Origin of the sequence: Streptomyces triticirhizae, from assembly GCF_003696235.1 — a bacterium.
Classification (GTDB): Bacteria; Actinomycetota; Actinomycetes; order Streptomycetales; family Streptomycetaceae; genus Streptomyces; species Streptomyces triticirhizae.
This window is the reverse complement of record NZ_RFFJ01000005.1, coordinates 79,505-88,168: the sequence shown is the minus strand read 5'-3', so window position 1 is coordinate 88,168 and position 8,664 is coordinate 79,505. Positions and strand designations below refer to the sequence as shown.

Here is an 8,664-nt window from a genome sequence, read left to right as displayed (position 1 = left end):
GCCAGCCGCCGCCGGCCCGCGCCGCCGCCACCAGCCGCGCCAGCCACCCGGCGTCGGCGGCCCCGGTGTGCAGGTCGACGGCCAACCCGTGCGCGTCGGCCAGCGCCAACACCTCCGCCAGATGCCCCGCCGGGTCCGGGTCCAGGTCCGGGCTCCCGCCCACCGCAGCCGCGCCCAGCGCCACCGCGTCCCGCAGCCGGGCCCGCTGGTCGGCCCCGGCCAGCCCGGTCAGCCGGCCCGGCACCGCCACCGTGCTCACCTCGGCCAGCCCCGTCAGCGCCCGCGCGGTCCGCAACACGGCCTCCAGCGGCGCCAACCCCCGCTCCCCGCCCACCGCGACATGGCAGCGCTGCGCGGTCGCGCCGTGGCCCAGCTGGAGCAGCGCGGCCTCGGCGACCCGCTGCGGCAGGGGCGTCGGGGCCGGGGCGCCGGACGCGGTGAGCGCGGTGTCGTGGTGGGCGTGCGGCTCGGCCGGCGCGGGCAGCAGCAGATAGCCGCCGAGTTCGACCAGGTCACCGGGGGCGTTCGGGCGCAGCGTGCCGGCGGGCGCGACGGCCGCGACCCGGCCGCCGGCCAGGGCCACGTCCACCACCCGCCCGTCGGCCAGGCGTGGGCCGCGCAACACCAGGCCCTCGGCCGCCTGTGGCATATCCGACATCGCGCTCCCCGCTCGGGCGACGACTGCGGAAGCGAGCGTAGGCGGCGGCCGCCGGCCCGGCCGGGACGTGCCCGGGGGACCCGGGAAAGTCATAAGAAACGCCCACCGTGTGGCCACCGAACCGGCCGGCCAATGGATTTCGCCTTCCGCCGTGGAGCGTGTAATCTCTTGAGCGCTCGCCCCAATAGCTCAGTCGGCAGAGCGTCTCCATGGTAAGGAGAAGGTCAACGGTTCGATTCCGTTTTGGGGCTCTGGGGTGCCGGCTCTCGCCCGATGGGTGGGGGCGGCTCACCCTGTGGCGGCGTAGCTCAGTCGGTAGAGCAAACGGCTCATAATCGTTGTGTCACCGGTTCAAGTCCGGTCGCCGCTACTCTCAGTAGCCGATTGCGGGGTCGGTCCTCCGATCGGCTACTCTCTCTGTGTTCAATACGTTTCACCCGTCCATCCGTCAAGGAGCACTCACGTGGCTGCCACCGACGTCCGCCCGAAGATCACGCTGGCCTGCGTGGAGTGCAAGGAGCGGAACTACATCACCAGGAAGAACCGGCGCAACGACCCGGACCGCCTGGAGATGAAGAAGCACTGCCCGCGCTGCAACGCGCACACCGCCCACCGCGAGACCCGCTGAGCGCACGCGCTCGGTATCCGAGTTCGAGCAGAACTCAAGGTCGCCGTGTTGAAGCCGCCCCCGGTTGTCGCCGGGGGCGGCTTCACGTCTTCTCTCGGACGGACGGGCGGGCGGGCGCCTATCCCGGCCCTCGCGCGCGGCGTCCGTAACAGCCACGTCGTCCCAGCTGTCCCATGGATGTGAGGAGTTCGCCGATGCCTCTCGACCAGTCGTTCGTCGGGCGGAGTTATCCCCCCACCGAGCCGTACGAGGTGGGCCGGGAGAAGATCCGTGAGTTCGCCCAGGCGATCGGGGATGACAACCCGGTCTACACGGACCCGGCGGCGGCCAGGGCCCTGGGATACCCGGACGTGATCGCGCCGCCGACCTTCGTCTTCCTGGTCAGCTATCGCGCCGCGTTCGAGGTGGTCTCCGACCCGAAGCTCGGCCTGGACTACAGCCGGGTGGTGCACAGCGACCAGAAGTTCGCCTACGTCAGGCCGCTGCGCGCCGGCGACCGGCTCACCGTCACCTCCACCATCGAGTCCGTCAAGTCCCTCAAGGGCAACGACATGTTGACGGTGCGCGGTGAGCTGCACGACGAGACGGGCGCGCTGGTGGCGACCGCCCACACCAAGCTGGTGGCCAGGAGCGCCGACGAGGACGCGCCGGCCGGGGAGGGGGAACGATGACCGGAACGACCGCGCACCGCGTCGCCTACGCCGAGGTCGGGGTGGGCACCGAGCTGCCGACCAGGACCTTCCCCGTCAACCGGGCCACCCTGGTGCGGTACGCGGGCGCCTCGCTGGACTTCAACCCGATCCACTGGAACGAGCGCTTCGCCGTCGACGTCGGGCTGCCCAACGTGATCGCGCACGGCATGTTCACCATGGCCCAGGCGATCCGGGTGGTCACCGACTGGGTCGGTGACCCGGGCGCGGTGCTGGAGTACGGGGTGCGCTTCACCAAGCCGGTGGTGGTGCCGGACGTGCCGGCGGGGCCCGAGGGGCTCGAAGCGGTGGTCGCGGCCGAGATCGAGGTCGGCGGGCGGGTCGCCGTCAAGCTGGACGACGAGCTGCGCACCGTTCGGGTGGATCTCACCGCCGTGCACGCCGAGCAGAAGGTGCTGGGCCTGGCCAGGGCCGTGGTCCGCCTGGCCTGAGCGCCCCGCGCCGCCCGTCTCCCGGGGCGGAACGAGCCTGTTCCGCCCCGGGGTTGACAAGGTTAGTGATTGAGCAATAACTTACTCGCATGGCACGGGAGAGCGGCCGGATGTCGGCCGATGAGCGACGCGAGAGCGTGATCCGCGCGGCGGTGGTCGAGTTCGGCCGCTCCGGGTACGTGGGCACCTCCACGGCCGCCATCGCCAAGCGGGTGGGGGTCTCCCAGCCGTATCTGTTCCGCCTCTTCCCGGACAAGCGGGCGATCTTCCTGGCCGCCGCGCGCCGCTCCATCGAGCGGATGCGTCGACACCTTGAGGGCGCCGCCGAGGGGCTCGGGCCGCAGGAGGCCCACGACGCCATGTGCAAGGCGTACTTCCCGCTGATCTCCGACCGCGACGACCTGCTCTTCCAGATGCAGATGTTCGTCACGGTCAGCATCAGGGAGGCCGACGGGGACGTGGAGTTCGCCGAGGAGATCCGCGCCCAGTGGGCCGGGCTGCTGGACGCCATAAGGGGCAGGCTCGGCGACGACCCGGTCCTCACCCGGGACTTCGCCAGCATAGGCATGTTGATCAATGTGACCCTGACCATGGGCTTCCCCGAGGGGCACCGGGTCTGGGACGAGTTGACCGTCTTCGACTACCTCGCGGGCTCCGGCTCGCAGGGGGCGGGGGAGGGCGCGGGCGCCGCCTGACCCGGCGCCGCCCGGCCGCTTCTCCTCGCTGGGAGGTGGTCGTGTGTCCACCGTGGGGCACACGTCTGTCCTCGAAACTTATTGACCAATCACTAATCTTCGGGTTCGGCGAACGACCGCCGGCCGCGACCGGGGCACCTCATGCCCCGAAGGAGGAGGGGACGATGGAGCAACGACCAAGCGACCAGGACGCGTTGAAGCAGGCGGGGGAGGGGACATCCGGCGGCGGGCGCGGCAACGCCTTCTGGACCCTGCTGATCGTCGGCGCCGCCACCTTCATGGCGGCCCTCGACAACCTGGTGGTCACCACCGCGCTGCCCGTGATCAGGGACGACCTCGGCGGGAAGCTCTCCGATCTGGAGTGGATCGTCAACGGCTACACCCTGCCGTTCGCCTGCCTCCTGCTGCTGGGCGCGGCGCTCGGGGACCGCTTCGGGCGGCGTCGGGTCTTCGGCCTCGGCGTGGCGCTGTTCACCCTGGCCTCGGCCGGCGCGGCCCTCGCCGCCACGACCGGGGAGCTGATCGCCGCCCGCGCGGCCCAGGGCGCGGGGGCCGCGATCATCATGCCCCTCAGCCTCACCCTGATCTCCGCCGCCGTGCCCAAGGAGCGGCGCGGCATGGCCTTCGGCATCTGGGGCGCGGTCAACGGCCTGGCCGTCGCGGCGGGCCCGCTCGTCGGCGGCGCCATCACCGAACACCTCACCTGGCAGTGGATCTTCTGGCTCAACGTCCCCATCGGCCTGGCCCTGCTGCCGCTGGTCCGCACCCGGCTCGTCGAGAGCAGGGGCGGCGACGGCCGGCTGGACCTGTTCGGCACGGCCCTGGTCAGCGGCGGCCTCTTCGGCGTCGTCCTCTCCCTGGTGCGCGGCCACGAGCACGGCTGGTCCTCCGGCCCCGTGGTCGCCGGCTTCGTCCTCGGCGGGCTGCTGCTGGTCTCCTTCGTCGCCTGGGAGCTGCGGACCCCGCACCCCATGCTGCCGATGCGCTTCTTCCGCTCCCGCACGTTCAGCGTGATCAACGCGGCCAGCCTGCTGATGTTCGCCGGGATGTTCGGCTCGATCTTCCTGCTGACCCAGTTCCTCCAGCTGATCCAGGGCTACTCGCCGACCGAGGCCGGCCTGCGGATGCTGCCCTGGACGGGGATGACCCTGCTGGTGGCGCCCCTCGCCGGGTTCCTCACCGACCGGATCGGCGGACGCACCGTCGTCGCCACCGGGATGACCCTGATGGCCGCCGGCCTCGGCTGGATGGCCCTCCTGGCCGAGCCCGGGGTGAGCTACACCGCGCAGATACCGGCCTTCGTCATCAGCGGCGCGGGGATGGCCATGTTCTTCGCCCCCACCGGCGCCATGGTGATGAGTTCGGTCCAGCCCCACGAGGAGGGCATAGCCTCCGGGGTCAACAACGCCCTGCGCGAGGTCGGCGGCGCCCTCGGCGTGGCCGTGCTGGCCTCGGTCTTCGCCAGCCAGGGCGGCTACGAGACCCCGCGGACCTTCACCGACGGGCTCACCCCGGCCCTCTGGATAGGCGCCGCCCTGCTGCTGGTCGCCGCCGCCCTGGTGCTGCTGATCCCGAGGAACCTCGTCCGGCCCCCGGCCACCCCGGGCTCCGCGCCCGACCAGGCCGAGGCGCCCGCGCGGGCCGGCGCGCTGGTCTGAGGGCGGACGAAGGGCGCGTCCCGCCCGTGGCCGGGCAGCCGCCGGCCACGGGCGGGACGGTCTCGTATGGTGGCGTGGTGCTGGAAACTCCTGACGCCCCGCTGGCTCCGCTCACCACGCTCCGCCTCGGCGGCCCCGCCGACCGGCTGCTGACGGCGACCACCGACGAGGAGGTCGTCGAGGCCGTCCGCCGGGCCGACGCCGACGGCCAGCCGCTGCTCGTCATCGGCGGCGGCAGCAACCTCGTCGTGGCCGACGCCGGCTTCCGGGGCACCGCCCTGCGCATCGCCACCACCGGCGTCCAACTGGACGGCGACCACCTGGAGTTGGCCGCCGGCGAGAACTGGTCCGCCGCCGTGGCCCGGGCCGTCGACGCCGGCCTGGCCGGCATCGAGTGCCTGGCCGGCATCCCCGGCTCCGCCGGCGCCACCCCGATCCAGAACGTGGGCGCCTACGGCCAGGAGGTCTCCTCCGTGATCACCGAGGTCGTGGCCCACGACCGCGAGAGGGACCGCACGGTGACCCTTCCGGGCGCCGAGTGCGGCTTCGCCTACCGCCACAGCCGCTTCAAGGCCGACCCGCACCGCTTCGTCGTGCTGCGCGTCCGCTACGCCCTCCAGGACGCCGGCGGCCTCTCGGCCCCCATCCGCTACGCCGAGACCGCCCGACTGCTCGGCGTCGAGCAGGGCGGCCGGGTCCCGCTGGCCAACGCCAGGGACGCCGTCATCAAGTTGCGCACCGGCAAGGGCATGGTGCTGGACCCGGAGGACCACGACACCTGGTCGGCCGGCTCCTTCTTCACCAACCCCGTGCTCGACGCCGACGCCTTCGCCGCCTTCCGCCGCCGCGCCGCCGAGCGCCTCGGCCCCGACGAGGTGCCCCCCGCCTTCCCCGCCCCCGACGGCCACACCAAGACGTCCGCCGCCTGGCTGATCGACCGCGCCGGCTTCACCAAGGGCTATGGCACGGGCCCCGCCCGGATCTCCGGCAAGCACACCCTGGCGCTCACCAACCGGGGCGGCGCCACCACGTCCGACCTCCTCGCCCTGGCCCGCGAGGTACGCGACGGCGTGCACGCCGCGTTCGGTGTCACGCTGGTCAACGAACCGGTCCTGATCGGCGCGTCGCTCTGACGGGGACGCCGCCCGGCCCTGGGGGCCGGGCGGCGAACGCGCGCGGGCGCGCGGCGGGTTGGCGTGAGGGGCGCGAGTAGCGGGTGTTGGCCGGTGCTCGACTACGCACCGGGGGTGGCTCCTCGCCGTGGTCGTCTACGGCGAGTCCCGGATCGCCCGTGCCGTTCCCCGCGCCCGTTCGGGCGCTCCGCGCCCCGGCGGAGCCCCCCGCGCGTCAGGACGCCAGCCACGCGTCGATCTCGACGAGAATCTTGCCCTTCACATCCTCCGGCGCCGCCGACGCGCGCACCGACTGCCGGGCCAGCTCGGCCAGTTCGTGGTCGGTGAACGCGTGGTGCTCCCGCGCGATGCGGTACTGCTCGGCCAGCCGCGAGCCGAAGAGCAGCGGGTCGTCCGCGCCCAGCGCCATCGGCACCCCGGCCTCCCACAGCGCCCGCAGCGGCACGTCCTCCGGTCGTTCGTAGACCCCCAGCGCCACGTTCGACGCCGGGCAGACCTCGCACGCCACCCCGGCCTCCGCGAGGCTGGTCAGCACCGCCGGGTCCTCCACGGCCCGCACTCCGTGTCCCACCCGCGCCGCGCCCAGGTCGTTGAGGCAGTCCCGCACGCTGATCGGCCCCGCCAGCTCGCCCCCGTGCGGCGCGGCCAGCAGCCCGCCGTCCCTGGCGATGGCGAACGCGCGGTCGAAGTCCCGCGCGAAGCCCCGGCGTTCGTCGTTGGAGAGCCCGAAGCCGACCACGCCCTGGTCCCGGTAGCGCACCGCGAGCCTGGCCAGCGTGCGCGCGTCCAGGGGGTGCTTCATCCGGTTCGCCGCCACCACGACCCGCATCCCGAGACCGGTCTCCCGCGCGGTGTCGCGCACCGCGTCGAGGATGATCTCCAACGCCGGGATCAGCCCGCCCAGTCGGGGCGCGTAGGAGGTCGGGTCCACCTGGATCTCCAGCCAGCGCGAGCCGTCCCGCAGATCCTCCTCGGCGGCCTCCCGCACCAGCCGCCGGATGTCGTCCGGCTCCCGCAGGCAGGACCTGGCGATGTCGTACAGGCGCTGGAAGCGGAACCAGCCCCGCTCGTCGGTGGCCCGCAGCTTCGGCGGCTCGCCGCCGCGCAGCGCCTCCGGCAGGTGCACCCCGTACTTGTCGGCCAGTTCGAGCAGCGTGCCGGGCCGCATCGACCCCGTGAAGTGCAGGTGCAGATGCGCCTTCGGCAGGGAACTCAAGTCACGAACACGAGCCATTCCAGGATCTTGCCGCAACCGACCGGCGCGCCAAAACCCGGCCACCCCCCGGGGCGCCGGCCCGAGCCTCAGTTCGGGCCGGCGCCCCCTCACACACCGCCCGACGGCCCCCGGCCGCGTACGGCCTCAGCGCGCGTCGGCCAGCAGCTTCTGGAGCCGGGAGACGCCCTCCACCAGGTCGTCGTCGCCCAGCGCGTACGAGAACCGCAGGTAGCCCGGCGTGCCGAAGGCCTCGCCCGGCACCACGGCCACCTCGGCCTTCTCCAGCAGCACCTCGGACAACTCCAGCGTGGACGAGGGCCGTTGGCCGCCGATCTCCCGGCCGAGCAGCTCCTTGACCGAGGGGTAGGCGTAGAACGCGCCCTTGGGCTCGGGGCAGTGGACGCCCTCGATCTCGTTGAGCATCCGCACGATGGTGGTGCGGCGCCGGTCGAACGCCTCCCGCATCCTGGCCACCGCGTCCAGGTCGCCCGCGACGGCGGCGAGCGCGGCGGCCTGCGCGACGTTGCTCACGTTGGAGGTCGCGTGCGACTGGAGGTTGCCCGCCGCCTTGACCACGTCGCGCGGGCCGATCACCCAGCCCACCCGCCAGCCGGTCATGGCGTAGGTCTTGGCGACGCCGTTGACGATCACGCAGCGGTCGGCCAGTTCGGGCACCAGCGTCGGCAGCGAGCTGAACTGCGCGTCGCCGTACACCAGGTGCTCGTAGATCTCGTCGGTGAGCACCCACAGGTTGTGGTCGACGGCCCACTGTCCGATCGCCCTGGTCTCCTCGGGCGAGTACACCGCGCCGGTCGGGTTGGACGGCGAGACGAAGAGCAGCACCTTGGTGCGCTGCGTGCGGGCCGCCTCCAACTGCTCGACGGTGGCCAGGTATCCGCTGGTCTCGTCGGTGTCCACGAAGACCGGCACGCCCCCGGCCAGCCGGATCGACTCCGGGTAGGTGGTCCAGTACGGAGCGGGAACGATCACCTCGTCGCCCGGGTCGAGCAGGGTGGCGAACGCCTCGTAGATCGCCTGCTTGCCGCCGTTGGTGATGAGCACCTGGCTGGCCTCGACCTGGTAGCCGGAGTCGCGCAGCGTCTTGGTCGCGACCGCGTCCTTGAGTTCCGGCAACCCACCGGCCGGGGTGTAGCGGTGGAAACGCGGCTCCCGGCAGGCGGCCTCGGCCGCCGCGACGATGTAGTCGGGGGTCGGGAAGTCCGGTTCGCCGGCGCCGAATCCGATCACCGGACGGCCGGCGGCGCGCAGCGCCTTCGCCTTGGCGGTCACGGCCAGCGTCGCGGACTCGGAGATGGCGCCGATCCGCGCCGAGACCCGGCGCTGGGCCGGCGGCGCGACGGGCGGTTGGGCAGGGGGTGGGGTTGCGGCACTCATGGGGGCATCGTCCCAGACCGGCGCGCGCGGTGGCACGCGGGTTGTGCGCGATCATCACACCCGCCACATCCGTCACACCGGGCGCCCGGGGTAGCTCCACACACCAACCGTTCGACGCCCGGGCTTTGAACACGTACACT

Annotated in this window: 8 protein-coding genes, 2 tRNA genes and 1 pseudogene; 8 read left to right on the top strand and 3 right to left on the bottom strand. The window is 72.8% G+C overall.

From position 1 onward, the window contains the following. Positions 1-658, bottom strand: a pseudogene (locus tag EBN88_RS02485) (hydrolase); the annotation flags it as partial. 178 nt (positions 659-836) lie between these two features. Between EBN88_RS02485 and EBN88_RS02480 the strand changes: the two are divergent. The 8 genes from EBN88_RS02480 to EBN88_RS02445 all read left to right on the top strand — a co-directional run bounded on the left by EBN88_RS02480 (position 837) and on the right by EBN88_RS02445 (position 5,913). Then, positions 837-909: transfer RNA gene (locus EBN88_RS02480), tRNA-Thr, on the top strand. Between the two features lie 46 nt (positions 910-955). Continuing rightward, positions 956-1,028: transfer RNA gene (locus tag EBN88_RS02475), tRNA-Met, on the top strand. Positions 1,029-1,121: 93 nt separating this feature from the next. Further along, a complete protein-coding gene (rpmG, locus tag EBN88_RS02470; RefSeq protein ID WP_077059582.1) occupies positions 1,122-1,286 on the top strand; it encodes a 50S ribosomal protein L33 in 165 nt (54 codons plus the stop codon). Positions 1,287-1,480: 194 nt separating this feature from the next. Continuing rightward, positions 1,481-1,957 (top strand): MaoC family dehydratase N-terminal domain-containing protein, encoded by a 477-nt coding sequence (locus EBN88_RS02465; RefSeq protein WP_122182106.1) that lies wholly within the window; start codon positions 1,481-1,483, stop codon positions 1,955-1,957. Further along, positions 1,954-2,427, top strand: coding sequence for a MaoC family dehydratase (locus tag EBN88_RS02460; protein WP_122182105.1), 474 nt, complete (start codon positions 1,954-1,956; stop codon positions 2,425-2,427). The genes EBN88_RS02465 and EBN88_RS02460 overlap by 4 nt, the downstream gene beginning before the upstream one ends. A gap of 89 nt (positions 2,428-2,516) precedes the next feature. Further along, positions 2,517-3,122, top strand: coding sequence for a TetR/AcrR family transcriptional regulator (locus EBN88_RS02455; protein ID WP_233580391.1), 606 nt, complete (start codon positions 2,517-2,519; stop codon positions 3,120-3,122). A 164-nt stretch (positions 3,123-3,286) separates the two neighbouring features. Beyond that, positions 3,287-4,780 (top strand): MFS transporter, encoded by a 1,494-nt coding sequence (locus EBN88_RS02450; protein ID WP_122182103.1) that lies wholly within the window; start codon positions 3,287-3,289, stop codon positions 4,778-4,780. A 77-nt stretch (positions 4,781-4,857) separates the two neighbouring features. Beyond that, the gene (locus EBN88_RS02445; protein WP_122182112.1) at positions 4,858-5,913 is read left to right on the top strand and encodes a UDP-N-acetylmuramate dehydrogenase; all 1,056 of its coding nucleotides are present in this window, start codon (positions 4,858-4,860) and stop codon (positions 5,911-5,913) included. A 214-nt stretch (positions 5,914-6,127) separates the two neighbouring features. On the opposite strand, the gene EBN88_RS02440 is transcribed toward EBN88_RS02445, so the two are convergent. Together EBN88_RS02440 and EBN88_RS02435 are read right to left on the bottom strand one after the other, a co-directional pair. Continuing rightward, a complete protein-coding gene (locus EBN88_RS02440; protein ID WP_122182102.1) occupies positions 6,128-7,147 on the bottom strand; it encodes an adenosine deaminase in 1,020 nt (339 codons plus the stop codon). Positions 7,148-7,273: 126 nt separating this feature from the next. Beyond that, positions 7,274-8,524, bottom strand: a complete 1,251-nt coding sequence (locus tag EBN88_RS02435) for a pyridoxal phosphate-dependent aminotransferase (RefSeq protein ID WP_122182101.1) — start codon at positions 8,522-8,524, stop codon at positions 7,274-7,276. Between the last annotated feature and the right edge of the window lie 140 nt (positions 8,525-8,664).

Bases quoted from the DNA above. Each gene is read 5' to 3' on its own strand.
- EBN88_RS02455 (WP_233580391.1), top strand. From the start codon at position 2,517: ATGGCACGGGAGAGCGGCCGGATGTCGGCCGATGAGCGACGCGAGAGC.
- EBN88_RS02450 (WP_122182103.1), top strand. From the start codon at position 3,287: ATGGAGCAACGACCAAGCGACCAGGACGCGTTGAAGCAGGCGGGGGAG.
- EBN88_RS02465 (WP_122182106.1), top strand. From the start codon at position 1,481: ATGCCTCTCGACCAGTCGTTCGTCGGGCGGAGTTATCCCCCCACCGAG.
- EBN88_RS02435 (WP_122182101.1), bottom strand. From the start codon at position 8,524: ATGAGTGCCGCAACCCCACCCCCTGCCCAACCGCCCGTCGCGCCGCCG.
- EBN88_RS02440 (WP_122182102.1), bottom strand. From the start codon at position 7,147: ATGGCTCGTGTTCGTGACTTGAGTTCCCTGCCGAAGGCGCATCTGCAC.
- EBN88_RS02460 (WP_122182105.1), top strand. From the start codon at position 1,954: ATGACCGGAACGACCGCGCACCGCGTCGCCTACGCCGAGGTCGGGGTG.